18 protein-coding genes are annotated in these 20,001 nt (G+C 55.4%); 9 read left to right on the top strand and 9 right to left on the bottom strand.

Going from position 1 to position 20,001, the window contains the following annotated elements; translation table 11 throughout:
- Positions 1-146: 146 nt before the first annotated feature.
- Positions 147-3,635, top strand: a complete 3,489-nt coding sequence (gene carB / locus DSM25558_RS18855; RefSeq protein WP_077106228.1) for a carbamoyl-phosphate synthase large subunit — start codon at positions 147-149, stop codon at positions 3,633-3,635.
- 70 nt (positions 3,636-3,705) lie between these two features.
- Here carB and DSM25558_RS18860 read toward each other — a convergent pair whose 3' ends face one another.
- A complete protein-coding gene (locus DSM25558_RS18860; RefSeq protein WP_077106229.1) occupies positions 3,706-4,587 on the bottom strand; it encodes an aldo/keto reductase family oxidoreductase in 882 nt (293 codons plus the stop codon).
- 92 nt (positions 4,588-4,679) lie between these two features.
- Between DSM25558_RS18860 and DSM25558_RS18865 the strand changes: the two genes are divergently transcribed.
- Positions 4,680-5,594: a LysR family transcriptional regulator gene (locus DSM25558_RS18865; protein WP_077106230.1), complete on the top strand. Its 915-nt coding sequence runs from the start codon at positions 4,680-4,682 to the stop codon at positions 5,592-5,594.
- Between the two features lie 2 nt (positions 5,595-5,596).
- On the opposite strand, the gene DSM25558_RS18870 is transcribed toward DSM25558_RS18865, so the two are convergent.
- Together DSM25558_RS18870 and DSM25558_RS18875 are read right to left on the bottom strand one after the other, a co-directional pair.
- Positions 5,597-7,087, bottom strand: coding sequence for a UdgX family uracil-DNA binding protein (locus DSM25558_RS18870; RefSeq protein ID WP_077106231.1), 1,491 nt, complete (start codon positions 7,085-7,087; stop codon positions 5,597-5,599).
- Positions 7,087-8,319 carry a putative DNA modification/repair radical SAM protein gene (locus DSM25558_RS18875; RefSeq protein WP_077106232.1) on the bottom strand — a complete coding sequence of 411 codons (1,233 nt, stop codon included), beginning with the start codon at positions 8,317-8,319 and terminating at the stop codon, positions 7,087-7,089. The genes DSM25558_RS18870 and DSM25558_RS18875 overlap by 1 nt, the downstream gene beginning before the upstream one ends.
- A gap of 222 nt (positions 8,320-8,541) precedes the next feature.
- Between DSM25558_RS18875 and greA the strand changes: the two genes are divergently transcribed.
- Entirely contained in the window at positions 8,542-9,018 is a 477-nt protein-coding gene (greA, locus tag DSM25558_RS18880) for a transcription elongation factor GreA (protein WP_067645116.1), read from the top strand.
- Positions 9,019-9,049: 31 nt separating this feature from the next.
- A complete protein-coding gene (locus tag DSM25558_RS18885) occupies positions 9,050-10,111 on the top strand; it encodes a glycosyltransferase family 4 protein (RefSeq protein ID WP_244554255.1) in 1,062 nt (353 codons plus the stop codon).
- Here DSM25558_RS18885 and DSM25558_RS18890 read toward each other — a convergent pair.
- On the bottom strand, positions 10,095-11,117 hold the full coding sequence (locus DSM25558_RS18890) for a glycosyltransferase (protein WP_077106233.1): 1,023 nt from the start codon (positions 11,115-11,117) through the stop codon (positions 10,095-10,097). The two genes, DSM25558_RS18885 and DSM25558_RS18890, sit on opposite strands and share 17 nt — an antisense overlap.
- Before the next feature lie 242 nt (positions 11,118-11,359).
- Between DSM25558_RS18890 and DSM25558_RS18895 the strand changes: the two genes are divergently transcribed.
- From DSM25558_RS18895 to DSM25558_RS18915, 5 genes are all read left to right on the top strand, one after another.
- On the top strand, positions 11,360-12,142 hold the full coding sequence (locus tag DSM25558_RS18895) for a glycosyltransferase family 25 protein (protein WP_077106234.1): 783 nt from the start codon (positions 11,360-11,362) through the stop codon (positions 12,140-12,142).
- Between the two features lie 179 nt (positions 12,143-12,321).
- On the top strand, positions 12,322-13,392 hold the full coding sequence (gmd, locus tag DSM25558_RS18900) for a GDP-mannose 4,6-dehydratase (protein ID WP_077106235.1): 1,071 nt from the start codon (positions 12,322-12,324) through the stop codon (positions 13,390-13,392).
- A gap of 2 nt (positions 13,393-13,394) precedes the next feature.
- A complete protein-coding gene (locus tag DSM25558_RS18905) occupies positions 13,395-14,339 on the top strand; it encodes a GDP-L-fucose synthase (RefSeq protein ID WP_077106236.1) in 945 nt (314 codons plus the stop codon).
- 47 nt (positions 14,340-14,386) lie between these two features.
- Positions 14,387-15,379, top strand: a complete 993-nt coding sequence (locus DSM25558_RS18910) for a glycosyltransferase family 10 domain-containing protein (RefSeq protein ID WP_083716573.1) — start codon at positions 14,387-14,389, stop codon at positions 15,377-15,379.
- 32 nt (positions 15,380-15,411) lie between these two features.
- The gene (locus DSM25558_RS18915; protein WP_077106238.1) at positions 15,412-16,176 is read left to right on the top strand and encodes a DUF268 domain-containing protein; all 765 of its coding nucleotides are present in this window, start codon (positions 15,412-15,414) and stop codon (positions 16,174-16,176) included.
- A gap of 1 nt (position 16,177) precedes the next feature.
- Here DSM25558_RS18915 and DSM25558_RS18920 read toward each other — a convergent pair whose 3' ends face one another.
- The 5 genes from DSM25558_RS18920 to DSM25558_RS18940 are packed head-to-tail and all read right to left on the bottom strand — an operon-like array spanning position 16,178 to position 19,885.
- Positions 16,178-16,903 (bottom strand): hypothetical protein, encoded by a 726-nt coding sequence (locus DSM25558_RS18920; RefSeq protein ID WP_077106239.1) that lies wholly within the window; start codon positions 16,901-16,903, stop codon positions 16,178-16,180.
- Between the two features lie 30 nt (positions 16,904-16,933).
- Positions 16,934-17,797 (bottom strand): alpha-1,2-fucosyltransferase, encoded by an 864-nt coding sequence (locus tag DSM25558_RS18925; RefSeq protein ID WP_077106240.1) that lies wholly within the window; start codon positions 17,795-17,797, stop codon positions 16,934-16,936.
- A gap of 60 nt (positions 17,798-17,857) precedes the next feature.
- Positions 17,858-18,610: a glycosyltransferase family 25 protein gene (locus tag DSM25558_RS18930; RefSeq protein ID WP_077106241.1), complete on the bottom strand. Its 753-nt coding sequence runs from the start codon at positions 18,608-18,610 to the stop codon at positions 17,858-17,860.
- 33 nt (positions 18,611-18,643) lie between these two features.
- Positions 18,644-19,369: a glycosyltransferase family 2 protein gene (locus DSM25558_RS18935; protein WP_077106242.1), complete on the bottom strand. Its 726-nt coding sequence runs from the start codon at positions 19,367-19,369 to the stop codon at positions 18,644-18,646.
- A 48-nt stretch (positions 19,370-19,417) separates the two neighbouring features.
- Entirely contained in the window at positions 19,418-19,885 is a 468-nt protein-coding gene (locus DSM25558_RS18940) for an Lrp/AsnC family transcriptional regulator (RefSeq protein ID WP_077106243.1), read from the bottom strand.
- Between the last annotated feature and the right edge of the window lie 116 nt (positions 19,886-20,001).

A 20,001-nucleotide genomic window follows, 5' to 3' on the forward strand; every position in this document is an offset into this window, starting at 1 on the left:
TGTCGGAAAGCGAAGATTCGGGGTTCCGTTCACCAAAACATTTGCCTATAAGCCGCTTCTAGCCTGAAAAGATTGGAATTGCGCCCGCGGCCGGTGAGTTTCACCTTGGCCGTTTTTTGCGCAACACGAAAAGCGGAACGAGAGCCATGCCGAAGCGCCAAGATATCAAATCCATCCTTATCATCGGCGCTGGACCGATTGTCATCGGTCAGGCATGCGAGTTCGATTATTCCGGCACACAGGCCTGTAAAGCGCTGAAAGAGGAAGGCTACCGCGTCATCCTCGTCAACTCCAATCCTGCAACCATCATGACCGACCCCAATCTGGCGGACGCGACATACGTCGAGCCGATTACGCCGGAAGTGGTGGCCAAGATCATCGCCAAGGAGCGCCCGGACGCGCTGCTGCCGACAATGGGCGGCCAGACCGCGCTGAACACAGCACTTTCCCTGAAGCGCATGGGCGTGCTGGACCGCTACAATGTCGAGATGATCGGTGCGAAGCCAGAAGCCATCGACATGGCCGAAGACCGCGCATTGTTCCGTGAAGCGATGAAGCGGATCAATCTTGAAACACCGAAGTCGATGCTGGCCAACGCCACCGACATCAAGGACACAGACCGCAAGACGCATGAAGCCGCCCGCGCAGAACTGAAAGCCAAACTTTCCGGCGCGGACCTGGACAAGGCGCTCGACAACCTCGAAAACCAGTGGAACCTCGGCGAGACGGACCGCAAGCAGCGCTACATCAGCCACGCCATGGCCATCGCCGCGCAGGCCATCGATGTCGTCGGCTTGCCCGCCATTATCCGCCCCTCTTTCACTATGGGTGGCACCGGCGGCGGCATTGCCTATAACCGCTCGGAATTCTTCGAAATCATCGGTGGCGGCCTCGATGCCTCGCCCACCACCGAAGTGCTGATCGAAGAATCGGTTCTCGGCTGGAAGGAATATGAAATGGAAGTGGTCCGCGACAAGGCGGACAACTGCATCATCATCTGCTCCATCGAAAACATCGACCCGATGGGCGTCCACACCGGCGACTCGATCACGGTCGCCCCTGCGTTGACGCTGACGGACAAAGAATACCAGATGATGCGCAATGCATCGATTGCGGTTCTGCGCGAAATCGGCGTGGAAACCGGCGGCTCGAACGTCCAGTTCGCCGTCAACCCGAAGGATGGCCGTCTGGTCGTCATCGAAATGAACCCGCGCGTTTCGCGCTCGTCCGCGCTTGCCTCCAAGGCCACCGGCTTCCCGATTGCCAAGGTCGCGGCCAAGCTCGCTGTTGGCTACACGCTGGACGAACTGGACAACGACATCACCGGCGGCGCGACACCTGCATCGTTCGAGCCCTCCATCGACTATGTCGTCACGAAGATCCCGCGTTTCGCCTTCGAGAAATTCCCCGGCGCATCGCCAATTCTGACCACGGCCATGAAGTCCGTCGGTGAAGTCATGGCGATTGGCCGTACCTTTGCAGAATCCCTGCAGAAGGCGCTGCGCGGCATGGAAACCGGCCTCACCGGTCTCGATGAAATCGAAATCCCCGGCTACGAAGAAGGCGAAGGCTCCAAGAACGCTATCCGCGCCGCCATCGGCACACCAACGCCAGACCGTCTGCGCATGGTCGCACAAGCCCTGCGCATGGGCATGTCCGAAGCCGAAGTGCATGAAAACAGCAAGATCGACCCATGGTTCATCGCCCAGTTCAAGGCCATCGTGGACATGGAAGCGCGTGTGCGCGAACACGGTTTGCCGCAGGACGCGGAAAACCTGCGGTCGCTGAAGGCCATGGGCTTCTCCGACGCCCGCCTTGCCAGCCTGACCAAGAAGCGTCCGAAGGAAGTGGCGGAACTTCGCAACAGCCTCAACGTGCGCCCGGTCTTCAAGCGCATCGACACCTGCGCTGCCGAATTCGCATCACCTACCGCTTACATGTACTCGACCTACGAGACACCGTTTGTGGGCGAACTTCGTTCCGAAGCACAGGTTTCCGACCGCAAGAAGGTCGTCATTCTCGGCGGTGGCCCGAACCGTATCGGCCAGGGCATCGAGTTCGACTATTGCTGCTGCCATGCCGCCTTCGCCTTGAAGGATGCGGGCTTCGAAGCCATCATGATCAACTGCAACCCGGAAACCGTCTCCACCGACTACGACACGTCAGACCGCCTCTATTTCGAGCCACTGACGGCCGAAGACGTGATCGAAATTCTGCGGGCTGAGCAGGAAAAGGGCGAGCTGGTTGGCGTCATCGTACAGTTCGGCGGCCAGACACCGCTGAAGCTGGCCGAAGCGCTCGAAAAGAACGGTATCCCGATCCTTGGCACGGCACCCGATATGATCGACCTTGCCGAAGACCGCGACCGTTTCCAGAAGCTGCTGATGAAGCTCGATCTGGCGCAGCCGAACAACGGCATCGCCTATTCCGTCGAGCAGGCCCGCGTCGTGGCCTCCGAAATCGGCTTCCCGCTGGTCGTACGCCCATCCTACGTTCTCGGTGGCCGCGCCATGCAGATCATTCACAATGAAAGCATGCTGCAAAGCTACCTGCTGGATACGGTTCCCGGCCTCGTGCCTGAGGATATCAAGCAGCGTTACCCCAACGACAAGACCGGCCAGATCAACACGCTTCTGAGCAAGAACCCGTTGCTGTTCGATAGCTACCTGACGAACGCCGTTGAAGTGGACGTGGATGCGCTGTGCGATGGCGAGAACGTCTTCGTATCAGGCATCATGGAACACATCGAAGAAGCCGGTATTCACTCCGGCGACAGCGCCTGCTCGCTGCCATCGCGCTCGCTTTCCGAGGACATGCTGGACGAGTTGGAACGCCAGACGACAGCGCTTGCCAAGGCGCTGCATGTCGGTGGCCTGATGAACGTGCAATATGCCATCAAGGACGGCACGATCTACGTGCTGGAAGTGAACCCGCGCGCCTCGCGTACCGTGCCGTTCGTTGCCAAGACCATCGGCGCGCCGATTGCCAAGATCGCCGCCCGTATCATGGCTGGCGAAACGCTGGATGCAGCGATTGCGGCTTACGGCGAAAAGCCGGACCCGCGCAACCTCAAGCACATTGCCGTCAAGGAAGCCGTCTTCCCGTTTGCGCGTTTCCCCGGCGTCGATATTCTGCTGGGACCGGAAATGCGCTCCACCGGTGAAGTCATCGGCCTCGATACCGACTTCGCATTGGCCTTTGCCAAGGCGCAGCTGGGTGCAAGCGTTGATCTGCCACGCTCCGGTGCGGTGTTCGTTTCCGTGCGCGATGATGACAAGGAACGGGTTCTGCCCGCCATCCACATTCTGGTGGATATCGGCTTCAGGGTTCTGGCAACCGGCGGCACGCAGCGCTTCCTTGCCGAACAAGGCATCAATGCCGAAAAGATCAACAAGGTTCAGGAGGGCCGTCCGCACATCGAAGACGCCATCCGCAACCGTCAGGTCCAGCTGGTCATCAACACCACAGACAGCAACAAGGCGATCTCCGACTCGAAGTCGCTGCGCCGCGCGACGCTGATGCAGAAGGTGCCTTATTACACGACGATGTCCGGTGCTGAATCCGCAGCACTCGCCATCAAGGCCCTGAAAGCGGGCAGCCTGGATGTGCGGCCTTTGCAGAGCTACTTCGCATAAGCCTATAATTTATCTCAAAAACAGAAAGGGCGCGTCGGTGACGCGCCCTTTCTCGTTTCATAAAGCGATGTTAACGCGCCGCGTTCGCAGCAGCCACACCGTCGAGTTCGGTCATGACATCATCCGGCAGATCGAGATCAGCGGCTTTAAGGTTCTCATGCAGATGAGCGACGGATGATGTGCCGGGGATCAGCAGAATGTTAGGGCTGCGGCGCAACAGCCAGGCAAGCGCGACCTGCATCGGCGTTGCCTTCAGACGCGCCGCGACATCCGACAGGGCCGAAGACTGAAGCGGGCTGAAGCCGCCCAGCGGGAAGAACGGCACATAGGCAATGCAATTCTCTGCCAAGCTGTCGATCAGCGCGTCGTCCTGGCGATGGGCCAGATTGTACATGTTCTGAACGCAGACGATGTCAGCGATCTTGCGACCCTCCTCAACCTGTGCCGCCGTGACGTTGCTAAGCCCGATATGGCGCACCAGACCCTGACGCTGCAACTCGGCAAGCGGCGTCAGCAGCGGCTCGATGGAGCCTTCTGCCGGTCCATGCACGTCGAACATGACGCGTAGATTGACGACATCCATGACATCGAGACCAAGGTTGCGCAGATTGTCATGCACGGCGCTGGTCAGCTCTTCCGGCGAGGATGCCAGGTTCCAGGATTTGTCCTCGCCACGCTTGGCCCCGATTTTCGTGACGATGACGAGATCGTCCGTGTAGGGATGCAGTGCTTCACGGATCAACTGATTGGTGATGTGCGGCCCATAGAAATCGCTGGTATCGATGTGGTTGACACCGGCTTCGATGGCGGCGCGCAGAACGGCGAGTGCGCCGTCATGGTCCTTCGGCGGGCCAAACACGCCGGGACCGGCCAATTGCATGGCACCATAGCCGAGGCGTTTGACCGTGTGGTTGCCGAGCTTGAATGATCCGGCCTTGTCGATGTTCGTCATGATCGTTCTCCTGATGTTGGAGAGAAGATAGCCGCTGTCGATATGCAAGAGAATAGGATACAATCCGGACGGGCTGTGCGGGAATATGAACAATGAAGATTGATCTTGATGATCTGAATGCTTTTGTCGCAGTGGCACGCGCAGGCGGGTTTCGCGAGGCGGCACGGCTTAACGGCAGCAGCGCCTCCGGCCTCAGCGAAGCGGTGCGCCGTCTCGAAACCGGGCTTGGCGTTCGTCTGCTGAACCGCACCACGCGCAGTGTCTTGCCCACAGAGGCTGGTCAAGGGCTTCTCGCCCGGTTGGCACCAGCGCTGACCGAAGTCGAGGCGGCACTGGATGTCGTCAACGGCTTTCGCGACACACCCGCCGGCACGCTCAGGCTCAACGTGCCAGTCAGCGCAGCAAGGCTGATCCTGCCTGATCTGGTACCCCAGTTTCTCGCCGCCTACCCTGACATCCGCCTTGAGGTCATCACCGATGAAAGCTTCGTCGATATTCTGGCCGCAGGCTGTGACGCGGGCATCCGCTATGACGAACGCCTGCAGCAAGACATGATTGCCGTGCCGATTGGGCCAACCACCCAACGTTTGGCTACCGCCGCCTCGCCCGCTTATCTCGAGAAATTTGGCCGCCCCGACCACCCCCGCGACCTGTTGAAACACGCCTGTATCAGAGGCCGTTTTGCCAGTGGTGTCATACCGCCATGGGAATTCGAGCGTGATGGCGAAGTCCTGTTGATCGAGGCCGACGGGCCGTTGATCGTCAGGATCGGCGGCGCAACGGATCTCGCCGTCGATGCGGCCATCGCGGGTTCCGGCATCATCATGCTCTTCGAAGACTGGCTGCAACCCTATTTCGACAGCGGCGTGCTAGCACCGGTGCTTGAGCCGTGGTGGCAAAGTTTCTCCGGCCCGTTTCTCTATTATCCCGGCAGACGGCTCGTCCCGGCACCGCTCAGAGCTTTCATTGATTTCGTGAAAGCCGCCAATGACCGCAAGGTGCGATAACCTTATCCAATATGTGAAACGCGGGAATCAGTTTCTCTGCCGATGTCCATAAGTCTTTGAACACTTTGCATGTCTTCCCGAAACCGCCGCATCTCTTCTGTCTTCTTTTGCTCATCAGGAATGCGCAGGAGATAGGACGGATGGACAGTCGCAAAGAGCATCTTGCCGCCATCCATCGGCATGGGTCTGCTGCGCACATCCGACAGTTTTTCTTTCATGCCCGTCAAGGAAAAAACCGCCGTCGCGCCCATGGCCACTATGAGCTTCGGCTGCACTAGATCGATCTCACGCGTCAGCCACCACCGGCAACGCTGGACTTCGCCGGCATCCGGCCGCTGGTGAATGCGCTTCTTTCCGCGCGCCTCATATTTGAAATGTTTGACGGCATTGGTGACATACATTGCCTTGCGATCCAGGCCGGTCTCACCTAGCACCTGATCGAACACCTTGCCCGCCGGACCGACAAAGGGACGCCCGGCCAAGTCCTCGAAGTCACCCGGTTGCTCGCCGACGACCATGACGTCAGCATTGGCTGGACCCTCACCGAACACCGTTTGCGTTGCCTTGCAGTGCAACGGACAGAGCGTGCAGCCTTGCGCCTCTTGCTTCAATCCCTCCAGCGTATCGGCATCTGGAAGACCAGGCGCTGGTCTGCTGTCTGCCGCCGCTTGAAGACGATGGTGAAACAATTGCGGCTCGGTCGCTGCTTTGGCACCCATCTCAAGCACCCGCCGCTCGGCATTCAAGATGAGGTCTGGAATGAGGTCCGCCTCGGGCAGGTTCTTCCAGTATTTTTTCGGCATCTCCGCCGTCATTGCCTTGATCTTCAGCCGCGCAGGATTGAAGATATTGGCATAATAGGTACGCCACAGCTCGTCCGTGTCGTCTGAAATATCCGGCTTTTCCGCCGCCGCCCTCGACGTCTGCATCGTTTCACCATCCCAGCGCGCCGAGCCCTTTGGGGTAACGATCAACCAGTCCATATCGGTAAAGCGTCGCTGGAAAAACGCTGCCTTGCGTTCAACGATGAAATGGTCAGGCTCGAACCACGCGATAAAACGTCGTCGCCCAACGACGTCCTGCGGCAAAGGCACCTCCTTGAACCGAACGAAGGCCGTCATCTTGTGACTGTCACGACGAACGGACTTCTCCATCTTTCGCGCCTCGGCCACGTCAGGATCAGACTTGAACTCCAGCAGCGCCCTGTCCTGCGCCAGACGCCACAAGAGGCGATAGAGTAGAGCAAAGCGTGTTGGATCACTGTGGCAAATGATAGTTTGGGCAAACGGCATGAAGGCCGCGGGCACATTCACGCTAGCGGAACCGCCGATCTTTGGGAGACTATCTCCTTCTTCGAACCCGAAGAGACCGGTTTCCTCACCTTGAAACCGCCACTCGATCTCATGCGGAGCAACATTGGCCGACAGGAAAATGCGGGCCGCATCCCGCCACTCGGTAAAATCCCCCCGCCCCTCCAGTGAGACTCTATACATTACAGCAACGACAATTGTTCAGGCTGCGGCGCAAACATGTCGCGCAAATCGGGCCGCTCCGTCAATTTGCCCGGTGACCATCCGCCTGCCACCACGAAGGCTTTGACCTTTTTCAGGGAAACGCCAAAACGGGCAATATCTTCCAGCCGCAATTGTCGAAAGCGGCGCGACGACAGAATGGATTTCACCGTCTTCGTGCCAAAGCCCGGCACGCGCAGCAACGTCTCGCGATCCGCCTTGTTCACATCAACGGGAAACTGCTGACGGTTTGCCAATGCCCAGGCAAGCTTTGGGTCGATATCCAGATCCAGCATGCCATCCTTCTGCGTAGAGGCAATTTCATCGATATCGAAACCATAGAATCGATAGAGCCAATCGGCCTGATACAGCCGATGCTCACGCATCAAGGGCGGTTTGATGAGCGGCAGATTTTTTGACGAATCCGGGATCGGGCTGAACGCGGAATAGTAGACGCGGCGCAAACCATAGCTGCCATAAAGGCGCGCGCTAGTGGACAGGATAGTCGTATCATTGGCACCATCGGCACCGACGATCATCTGGGTGCTTTGTCCAGCAGGCGCAAATTTTCTGACCCGTTTCGTCTGGATCGTCGGCTCGCCTGCTTCCTCTATCTTCAGACGGATATCGGCCATCGATTTGCGGATATTGATGGGGTGCTTTTCCGGCGCAAACTGACCGATACCGCTATCCGTCGGCAACTCGATATTGATCGATAGACGGTCAGCATAAAGCCCTGCCTCTTCCACCAGACGAGCAGAGGCTTCGGGAATAGACTTGAGGTGGATATAGCCGCGGAAACCATGGGTCACCCGCAACTCTCTCGCCACCCGCACCAGTTCCTCCATCGTGTGATCGGAGGAGCGAATGATGCCGGATGATAGGAATAATCCTTCAATATAATTTCGCCGGTAAAATTCCAGCGTCAGCCACACCACCTCTTCCACCGTAAAACGCGCCCGCTCGACATTGCTGGAGGAGCGATTGATGCAATAGGCACAGTCGTAAATGCAGAAGTTGGTGAGCAGAATCTTCAGCAGCGAAATGCAGCGTCCATCCGGTGCATAGGCATGGCAAATGCCCGACCCTTCCGTCGAACCCAGCCCTCCCGTTGCGGACGAGTTACGCTTCGTCGTGCCGCTGGAGGCGCATGACGCATCATACTTTGCCGCATCGGAGAGAACTGCCAGACGCTCTTTTATAGACTTTTTCATAGTATGTTCACTATATGTTCTTGCAAAAACTGTCAATCTCTGCGCAAATCTCCCCAATGAGTTTTACACGGAAATGACGATTTCAAATTATCTGGCATTTTGGTGCGGTCTTCTGATATAGTCGCTCAAATTGTGATTTTGACATGGTTCCGTAGTTTTGCTCCGGAACCTGTTTCTTTTTGTGTCTGCGGGTGCCGCGGGTTGAATGCGAAGGAAGAAAAAATGGTAGAAAAAGTACCAATGACTCAGGGTGGATTCGTCAAGTTGCAGGAAGAACTGCGCTTTCGTCAGCAGGAAGAACGCCCGCGGATTATCGAGGCGATTGCAGAAGCGCGCGCCCATGGCGACCTGTCCGAAAATGCCGAGTACCATGCCGCCAAGGAAGCGCAGAGCCACAATGAAGGCCGCGTTGCCGAGCTTGAAGATTTGACGGCGCGTGCCGAGGTTATCGACCTCTCGAAAATGTCCGGCACGACGATTAAATTCGGTGCCACGATCAAGCTTGTGGATGAGGATTCCAACGAGCAGAAGACCTATCAGATCGTCGGCGACCAGGAAGCAGACGTAAAGCAGGGCCGTATCTCCATCTCCTCGCCTATCGCGCGTGCGCTGATCGGCAAGGAAGTGGGCGACAGCATCGAGGTGCATGCACCCGGCGGCTCACGCGGCTACGAAATCCTCTCCATCAACTGGGGCTGATCGAAAGCTCCCTTCCCCCGAGAATCCGATTTTGCCTTACATTGACTTGGCTAACGTCCGGGTGCTTGCGCCGAATTTCAAGCGCAGGCTTTCCGGCGTAACATCCACCATTATTCAGCTTCTGCCCGTGCAAAACAGGCAGGGGCAAGATGTGGCGGCCATCGGACCGGGTTTGCCCGACAGCCTGCCACATGTTCGCTTTCGCGATCTGTGGCAGCTTTGGAAATTGGGGCCGGACAATAAACCGCGCGTGTGGCATGCGCGGCGCAACATAGAGATGCTGCCGGGTATCGTGATGCGCGATATCTTGCGTATGAAGCTGAAACTGGTGTTCACATCAGCGTCGCAACGCAAGCACAGTGGCTGGACCAAGTTCCTGATTTCCCGCATGGATGCGGTCATCGCCACCAACGGCAAAACGGCAACCTATCTGGAGGTGCCGAGCACCGTCATCATGCATGGCATCGATACGGAGCGCTTTTCGCCTGCCGCCGATAAGGCCTTGTCGAGACGGCTCCTCGGTCTGGATGCTCATCAAAAATATGCTGGTTGCTTCGGCCGGGTGCGCCACCAGAAAGGCACCGACCTATTTGTCGACACCATGATTGCCGTGCTGCCGCAACGACCCGAATGGTCTGCCATCATTGCAGGACGCGCCACCGGTCCGCATGTGGAGTTTGAAAATGGCCTGAAAGACAAAGTCCGCGCCGCAGGGCTTGCGGACCGCATCCTCTTCGTTGGTGAACATACCAACATCAATGACTGGTACCGCACCCTCGACCTGTTCATCGCCCCGCAACGCTGGGAAGGCTTTGGCCTGACGCCGCTCGAGGCCATGGCAACCGGTGTGCCGGTTGTGGCCACTGACGTCGGCGCGTTTCCGGAATTGATTGCAGAGCCTCAGACAGGTGAAATCATCAGCCGGGGCGACCTCGATGCCATGGTTCGCACCGTTGCGATGTGGATGGAAGACATGGCGAAACGCGATCATGCAAGCGGTCTTGCCCGCTCACATGTCACGGAAAACTTCACGATAGACGGTGAAGCCGAAAATATCGGCAAGGTTTACGCGGCGCTTACGGCTTCCGCTTGAACAGATCAATGTAAGCGTTGGCCACGGCCTCTTCAGAGAACTGACCGACCAGCGTCGCACGACCGTTCTCGCCAAGTCTTGCTGCAAGAGCGGGATCGGCGATCAACTGGTTGATGGCGCGCGTGTATCCGGCAACATCGTCGATATCGACGAGCAGTCCGTTGTCACCGTCACGCATGAACCACGAAGGCCCTTCCGAACGGGACGAGATAACCGCACGGTTTTGCGCCCATGCCTCAAAGATCACATTGCCAAGCGGCTCGTGACTGGAAGGCATCACGAAAATATCGGCCGCAGCGACGTAAGGCCTCGTATCCTTTTGCCAGCCGAGAAAGCGTACTCTTTCCTCCATCTTGTGCTCACGGGTGACGGCCTCGAGCGCTTCACGCTCCTCACCATCACCAACAATCCAGAGATAGGCATCGGGCACAGCCGCAACGGCCTCGATGAGAAGATGGAAACGCTTGCGCTTGACAAAGCGCCCCATGGTCACGACGAGCGGCACACCTTCGGGCGTATTGACGGACGCCCGCGATACCGGCGCGACCGTTGTGGTATCGGTGAAGTTGGAGATCACCTCCACACCGCGCGTCCAGCCGAGTTTGCGCACATGGTCGCCAATACCCGGCGTGTTGCACACCAAAATATCTGTGTTCTTGAAATAGCCGAGATGAGTGGGGTAGTCGCCAAGCCGAGACAGCTTGATGCCGCCCTTGTAATCCGGCATCAGACGTGCGCCACGCGTCGACCAGGAGATGATCGCATCCGCCTTGTCACGCTTGGCAATCGACAAGACCTTCATTGGAAGCAATATGCGATCGATCGACAGGTTACGAAAGTTGCTCTGGATGACTTTGGCATGAACCTCGACATCTTCGCGCCAACGGCGGTTCCAACGCATGACCGCCGTCTGCTCCACGCCGCGCCGGGCCAGAGCACCAACGAGATGCACGAAGAACTTTTCCGCGCCGCCGTCTTTGCCGAAAATATACTGATGAACCCGCATACGTCTTTATCCTGAACTTCGCCTTTGGCAACTCTATCTCCCGCAAACCAGCATTTGCAGGCATTGCGGTCTTTATGTTCTGGTTACCGCATCGGTGCAAGTGGAAAGGCGTGCATTCCTGAATTCTCGCACCCGCTATTGTCGCCGAATGAAACCGCTTGTTCTAGACGGCTTCGCCGAGATATTGGGAAGATGGTGACATCACGTTCGCATATCGGACAAGACAGGATATAAAGCCAGACATGCAATCTCTTGGAATTTTCGTCATCAATCTCGATGGCAGCCATGACCGCCTTGCATCGATAAGCGACAAACTCGCCGCATTCGGCATTGCATTCGAGCGGGTATCCGCGGTAGACGGCCGTCCACTCGATCTGGCCACGGTCAGCGACTACAATGCCGATCGCGCTGAGCGATATATGGGCCGCAGCCTCGTCGGCGGCGAAATCGGCTGTTACTACAGCCACCTCAAAGTGGCAAAACAGTTTCTTCAATCCGATGCCGACTATGCGCTTGTTCTGGAAGACGATGCTCTACCGCTCTGCAACCCCGTCGCGCTGCTGGAACAGGCATTGCCAGAGCTGGAAGCCGTCGATCCGGAATGGCGCCTGATCAATATCGGCAACAACAAGCTGAAGATCGCCACGCCCATCGCTGACTACAGCATCGATGGCCACGCGTGCCAACTTGTCGCTGCCCATTACTTCCCGATGACGACAAGCGCCATCGTCTGGTCACGCGAAGGCGCACGGCTTTTCGTTGAAGAACACCGCGAGATTTTTGCGCCTGTGGACAATTACTTCCGTTACTGGCTGACCCGCGCCGGACATGGGTACTCGTTCTGGCCGGCACCCGTTACCACCACGGACGCAGCAAGCCAGATTGTTGCAGGCGCTGGACAGCGGCGGAACACGCATAAGAGGCGCTGGTATTACGGCCTCGCAAAGCAATACCGGCTGCTCATGGACAAGTTCATTGCCGGCAGACACAAACAGAGATTTGCCAAATCACGACAGTTGAAATGAGTCGAAATAGCGCAGAGATTTGCCGCCGGTAGAAATGCCCTCTAAAATCTGATGTTTATTTTGCACTCGACTTGAGATATCGCACAAGCAAATAACGTGCGCTTAAAAGAGCAGCATCCAGGGCCAATGAAGCGTAGAGCGCTTGAGGCCGCATAGTGCGATAGAAGAAAGCGGATTGAATGTCTGACGAAGCGAAGGTCGCCCTCATTACTGGCGTCACAGGCCAAGACGGTGCCTATCTGGCGCAATTGTTGCTGGATAAGGGGTACATCGTCCACGGCATCAAGCGCCGCTCCTCATCGTTTAACACCGGACGTATCGAAAACATCTATCAGGATCCACATGAGGAAAACCCAAGGTTTTTCCTTCATTACGGTGACATGACGGACGCGACCAATCTCATCCGCATCGTGCAAGAAACCCAGCCGGACGAGATTTATAACCTCGCCGCACAAAGCCATGTGCAGGTCTCCTTCGAGACACCGGAATACACGGCCAATGCAGACGGCATCGGCACCCTGCGTTTGCTGGAAGCAATCCGCATACTCAAGCTGGAAAAGAAGACCCGCTTCTATCAGGCGTCGACATCAGAGCTTTACGGTCTGGTTCAGGAAGTTCCGCAACGCGAAACTACGCCGTTCTATCCACGCAGCCCCTATGCAGCGGCAAAGCTCTATGCCTACTGGATTGTGGTTAATTACCGCGAAGCTTACGGCCTGCATGCCTCAAACGGCATCCTGTTCAACCACGAGAGCCCCCTGCGCGGCGAAACCTTCGTCACGCGCAAGATCACGCGCGCAGCAGCAGCCATCAAGCTCGGGCGTCAGGAAAAACTCTATCTCGGCAATCTCGATGCGAAACGCGACTGGGGCCACGCCAAGGAATATGTGCGCGGCATGTGGCTGATGATGCAGCAGGACCAACCGGACGACTACGTTCTGGCAACAGGTGAAACGACACCCGTGCGCCAATTCGTGGAATGGGCCTTCGAAGATGTTGGCATCAACCTGAAATGGCAGAGCGAAGGCGTCGACGAAAAGGGCATCGATACCGACACCGGTAAGGTTCTGGTCGAAGTCGACCCACGCTACTTCCGCCCGACCGAAGTCGAACTGCTGATCGGCGACCCGACCAAGGCACACGAGAAGCTGGGTTGGAAACATGAGACGAGCGTGCGTGAACTGGCACGGGAAATGGTGGTGGAAGATCTGCGCATCATGCAATCGGACATCGTGACGAAGGGCGCTTGAGCATGAGCCTCTACGACCTCAAGGGCAAACGGGTTTGGGTCGCAGGCCATCGCGGCATGGTCGGCTCGGCCATTGTTCGGCGCTTGCAGCAAGAGGGTTGCGACATTCTGACGGTTGGTCGCGATGAGGTGGACTTGCGCAACCAGGCGCAGGTTTCCGCATGGATGGCAAACAACAAACCGCAAGCCGTTTTCCTGGCGGCCGCAAAAGTCGGCGGCATTCTGGCCAACGACACCCGCCCGGCAGAATTTCTCTATGAGAACCTGATGATCGAAGCCAACATCATCGAGTCCTCCTACCGCGCCGGGGTGGAAAAGCTCCTCTTCCTAGGTTCTTCCTGCATCTACCCGAAATTCGCAGACCAGCCGATCACCGAAGACGCCCTGCTGACCGGCGCGCTGGAACCCACGAATGAATGGTATGCCATCGCCAAGATCGCTGGCATCAAGCTGACACAGGCCTATCGCAAACAATACGGATGCGACTTCATCTCTGCCATGCCGACGAACCTCTACGGCCCCGGCGATAACTTCGACCTGACCTCCAGCCACGTCCTACCCGCACTCATCCGCAAGGCGCATGAAGCAAAGACCCGCGGCGACAAGGACATGACCATCTGGGGCACCGGCACCCCCCGCCGCGAATTTCTCCACGCCGACGACTGCGCCGATGCGCTGGTCTTCCTGATGAAGACCTATTCCGACGAAAGCCATGTCAACGTCGGCAGTGGCGAAGACATCTCCATCCTCGATCTAACGAAGCTGATTTGCGAAATTGTTGGATTTGAGGGCGAGATCAAGCATGATTTGAGCAAGCCGGACGGCACGCCGAGGAAGTTGATGAGCGCGGAGAAGTTGAGGGCTATGGGGTGGAAGCCGACTATATCGATGCTGAAGGGTATCACTTCGACACACAAATTTTTTGTTGAAAACAACACTCCAGCGTGAGGACAGACTTTGAGTATGTCTCCGATTACCGGAATTAAGGCGTTTAAATGTCTGTAAAAGCTGGATTTGTGTCCTCTTCCCCTGAGTGGCATTGGGAGCGACAGTTGCCAGATGGAATAACGACCTGGCGAGATGTAGAGTTCGTTTTTTCAGGTGATTTTCAAGATTGTGACGTTGTTTTTGTCTTTGACGCCATACCTACGAATCTCGCAGGTATTCAGCCCAAGCGAAGCGTGTTTGTAGCCTCGGAGCCTCGGAGTATAAAGCAATACGATGCTGGATTTTTATCTCAGTTCGACACCATTCTGACCACCGATAGATCGACCCAACACCCTAATGTAAAAATAGGGCAAGTTGGTCTGCCATGGCATATCGGGGCCTGGGACGACAACGGAGACCTTCGCACCAACCCGATGAATTACAAAACGTTCGAATCTTTTCGACCGGCAAAAACCAAATCGATCTCGGTTGTCTCCTCTAGCAAGGCGTACACAGAAGGCCATCGCGCACGATTGGCATTCGTTCAGAGACTCAAGGATTATTTTGGAGATGAGGTCGATGTCTTTGGCAGGAATATAAACGGATTCGGCGACAAGACTCAGGTTCTCAACGACTATCGTTACCACATAGCGATAGAGAACAGTTGCTACGAGCATTACTGGACCGAAAAACTGTCGGATCCATACCTCTCGCTCACATACCCAATTTATTACGGATGCCCGAACATCTCAGACTATGTTCCTGAGAATTCTCTGACGAAAATCGACATTGAGGATGCTGAAAGGTCGATCCAGATTATCAAAAGGCTTATTGAGTCGGACGTTGCCGAAAACGCCACTCCGGCGCTTGAAGAAGCCCGCAGCCTTGTTCTCCAAGACAACAATTTGTTTAACATCCTGTCAAATCAAGCAAAGCTGGAAACGTCTTCGGCTGGCAATCGGACCACGCTGGAATGCGAACGATATTTCATCAAACCCAAATATCGATGGAAGAGAAAAACGAGAAAACTCTTAGACCGACTCTCCGGTGGTAGAAATTAAGAGAGACGTAAAAAAGCGGCGATATGTGTACGATGAGCGTCTTTAAAGAATTGGTTAAAGGTGCGCACATGTGCGGCATCGACACCAAAAAAATTGCCAACTACAAATTTCTCAAACGCTTTCACAGAGATAGAAAAGAGTGGCTCTCGCAAGGTGGCTCCATAGACAAACAACGCATGATTCTGGAGGATTTTGCCGATAATGCAGGCGTCGCGAAGGGCCACTATTTCCATCAGGACCTGCTTGTGGCAAAATATATTTTCGAAGCAAAACCGGAGCGCCACATCGACGTCGGCTCCAGAGTCGACGGATTTGTCGCGCATGTAGCCTCTTTTCGTGAGATTGAGGTCTTAGACGTGCAACCATTACCACCAGTCGGCCACAGCAACATCAAATTCAGGCAAGCGGACCTCACCCAGGAAACCGACGGAAATATCACAGATTCCTTATCTTGCCTCCATGCAATCGAACATTTCGGCTTAGGACGATATGGCGATCCTGTAGACGTGGACGGGCATCGGAAGGGCATCGCTAATCTCGTTAAAATGCTGAAACCCGGCGGTACTCTTTATATCAGTTTTCCGATAGCCGAACGCTCACAGGTCCATTTCAACGCGCATCGTGTCTTTTCGCCTGCCGAAATATTGTCCTACGCTGAAATCTCGGGTGAACTACATTTGCAGAGCTTTGACTACGTCAACGATAAAGGTGAGTTGGTGCTAAATCAGCTGGTTCACGACAGCTACAGCGGACTGCGATTCGGATGCGGAATATATAAATTTAAGAAAAATGGCTGACCTATTCAGAAGTGATGCCAGAGTTAAAAAACTCAAGCGGCTGCGATTTGGGGATACCCTGACGCCTTAACTTCTGACCCGTATAATAGCGAAATCTTCGTTTCAAAATGAGAATGATATCTCGTTTAAAACGACATTTTCTCCCGATCAGTTTTTGCAGAGATTTCACGAGGGGTGCGGCCTCACATGGTACGATGTGCACCCCATCGTCGGAATATTTGCGCGCAAGCAAACCATCGCGACCCCGAAACTCGGACGGTAACTTTAAAAAAGATATATTTTTTACGCGACATTGCTCTGACAAGAAGGAGCTTAGAAAATAATGAGCTTCAACTCGTTCCTCCACTGTTCCCACAAAAGGGAGATCGGGGTTTGGACGACGATTCGCTGGGAACATGGGTTGAGAAATAATAGCGTTGATACCGTGTCTCTCGGTGTAAGCAGTCAACTTCTCAACGAAATTTGTCGCAAGCTCACGACAAACGTCCTCGACATCCCGACCCTTCTTCGCCGCGACGCCAACAACATGGCATCGAATATCGATTTCTCCGACAACCACCATCAAAAAATCTTCTTTTGATAAGGTCGGCAAAAGCTGGTCCAAAACATCAAAACCATCTCTTGCAAAACGGTGCATCGTAACGGGGCCTAGCCAATAAATCTGCGTTTCGAGAAAATTCTCATAACAATACGCAGAATGACTATCGCCAACAACATGGATGTTCATGCCATCTCCGTCTATGTGTCAGCATAAGACCTAAAGCCGTTCCCAATTTTCCGGCACCAAATCCCTATCATCATGTGCTTGCGAACGAAACCAGCGGGCTGGCGCGATGACACGTTTGTCCTGGCGGGGATTGAGCCACGCACCCCACCAGCTAAATGTGCTGTTGGCTATGATATGGGAGTGGCATGCTGCCATAAGGTGCATGTCCTCTCCGTCTCGGCCATCTGACTGGGGCTCGATGAATGTCATTTTGTCGATAGTGGCCAGATTTTGCCGTGCCCATTGCGGGTCGTCGGAAAAAACAAAGAAGGTGGCGTCCTTTATTGTTGATGCCATGTTCTGCATGGCTGCCGCGTACCACTCAGGTTCGCAGGTGCCGTGGATAGAGTTGGCCGTCGGGTTTGTTACGTAATCGCCGCGCCTGACATGGACCGATACGGGAGACTGCGCCTCGGCAATCATTGTCAGCGTTTTCTGCCGTTCCGCGCTGTAGGGCTGTTTCAAAGAAAAATCCTCACGGATAATATCAGCATAATCTGCAAAGTATTTTTCCGTCTGCCAGTATCCGGTGAGATGTACTGGCTCGCGAATGAGTAAGATCGCCGGATCAAACTGCGCCGATTTTTCCACCCTTTGCGGAACGCGGCTTCGGTTTTTCATGGATGTCACGATGCGACCGAAAAGACTGTTTCGTTGTCTGGCGGGAACTTCATCTAAACTTGCGATATCACCCTTGATGTTGAACTGGTCGAGTTGCAGCGCGCGGAGCTTGTAGCGATCCATTTCCGTCAGATCGAGCTTTAACGGCTGCCCGCTGGCGAGCGAGAGGGCGCTACCGGCCGCGTATTGAAACATCTGATTGCCAAGGCCGCCAACAATACGGGTAATGATCACAGGTCGCTCTTTTGGTTGGTTGTCACAGGTATCTATAGGAACTGAACCTGGTGCTAGGCCTCAGTCGTTCCATCGTCCCAGATACCTCAAATTGGAGAAAAATCGACCGATATCGTCTCCTGCACGATACAAGGCGCGCAATTTTCGAAACCGTCTGGATTTTTTATCCCGCTGAGCGCCCTGCCATATTTCCGATTGCTCCGCTGTTTCCGCCGCATGGATGACTGGCCATGGCGAAAATCCGAAACAATTGACATGGTGCGTCCAAAAACGATCCAGATGGCAGTCCACAGGTTCGAACCAGACTCGAGCGGAATCTATCAGCTTTTTCGCGGCAATCGGTGAGATCGCATAACACGACGTACCATGTGGGCCAATCTTCAAGCGAACAATATCGAGACCATCTGCGACAGTCTGGATTTGCGTCCAAGGGCGCACCTTGTGCCCGGAGAAGCGTAGGAGCCCATATTTGTCGATATTCTCTAGGGCTGCTTGATAAGCGGCAAGAAAGTTGTCGTTCAATGCGATATCGTCTTCGAAAATCAGCAGCGATCTATTTTCGGCGACGCAACGTTCCCAAAGCAGGTGATGGCTGGCATAACATCCCAGTTCACTAGGCGTCAGTGTAAATCCGCGACGAATCTCGGCCATGCGCGGATCGAAGCGATCAAACAGGGGATGTTTCCCGGCTTTTCCATCCACGGCTTCGAAAAAGCCGTAGGGCAGTCCAAGCGGGTCCAAGAGCGCCGTCATGGCTGTTCTGCGCTCAACGGAGCGCGCCAGATTTACAACGACTATATCAAGCTGTGCCATTCTATACTTCTATGATCGCTTCGGCGTTTTCAGCTACTCACTCACCCAAGAACTTGCAGCATTGATGATCTTTTTCTGAATGCCGCGCTGGTCGCGCCAGTCACGACCGGTGTCTTCTACCACAGGAATACCGGCGGGGGAAAAGATGTAGTTGTCGAAGCTGGCGATGTAGGTTTCCAACGCCTTATTCACGTTGGAATAGAACTGCTTTTCGGGGTCGAAGGCCGGGTTCATCAGTTCTGCGCTGCAGCGTGCGACCGTGCCATCGATGATGGAAGGCGACGTGGTGAATTTGGTGAAGGAGCTTCGCGGCACTCTTATTCCGGCGAACTTCCAATAGCGCTTTCCACGGTGCAGATGCCCTCTTTTACTAATGTCCCAATTCTGGCTGGCGCTGTGGAAAGATACTTGCTTCACGGTATCGCTGAAATTTGCCTCTACCCGCTCGTCCAGTGTGTCGAGGGCAATCCAGTCGTCTTCCAGATGGAAGACGTAGTCGGCAGTCGTACCCTGCCACAGTCGCTTTACGGCAGCACCGAACCCTGCGGCTTCTGGTGTGTAGATGACGGGTGACGCGAAATGTTGGTGAAGCAGAGCGATGCAGCGCGCCTCATCTTCTTCCGTGCCAAAAATGGGATCGATATTGGCGTAGACGTTGACGACGTTGTGAAATTTGAATGCGTTTTGAGAAAAGCTTTCAAGCGTCCGCTGCAAAAGCTCAGGACGGCGGCCTGCTACGATGGTGATGTCGAGGTCCATATTTTTTCCCGGCAACTGAAAATCAATGAATAGAATAAGGGACGTCTATTAAACCCCAACCAGCCCTGCCCGCTTCACCTGCCTGATCGTCAGCATGGTTCGCACGGTATCCACGTGCTCATCCGCCGTGAGCACTTCGATGACGAAGTCCTGGAACTGGGTCAGGTTTTCGGCGACGCAGTGCAGCAGGTAATCGCTGTCACCGGAGACCATCCAGGCTTGGCGTACCAGGGGCCAGCGGTCTGTGGCGGCGGCGAAGGCTTTCAGGTTGGTTTCGGACTGGCGCTTCAGCCCCACCATGCAGAAAGCCACGAGGTCGAAGCCGAGCTTTGGGGCGTTCAGCATGGCGTGATAGCCTTCGATGATGCCTGCCTCTTCCAGCTTGCGCACGCGTCGCAGGCAGGGGGGTGCGGAGATACCGACGCGGTCTGCGAGATCGACATTGGTCATCCGTCCGTCGCGCTGCAGTTCACGCAGTATTTTTAGATCGATGGCATCGAGGTCAACGCTGGCCACTCTGCTCTTCCTTGTTCAGTTTGATGCTTCCTTCTACTCTTCACGACGGGATTCGCAATAATCCTGCCGCGCCGCGACACAAAATTACGTGTACATGGCCTTATGCCCTGTTGGTA

Source organism: Agrobacterium sp. DSM 25558 (genome assembly GCF_900100825.1).
Lineage (GTDB): Bacteria > Pseudomonadota > Alphaproteobacteria > Rhizobiales > Rhizobiaceae > Agrobacterium.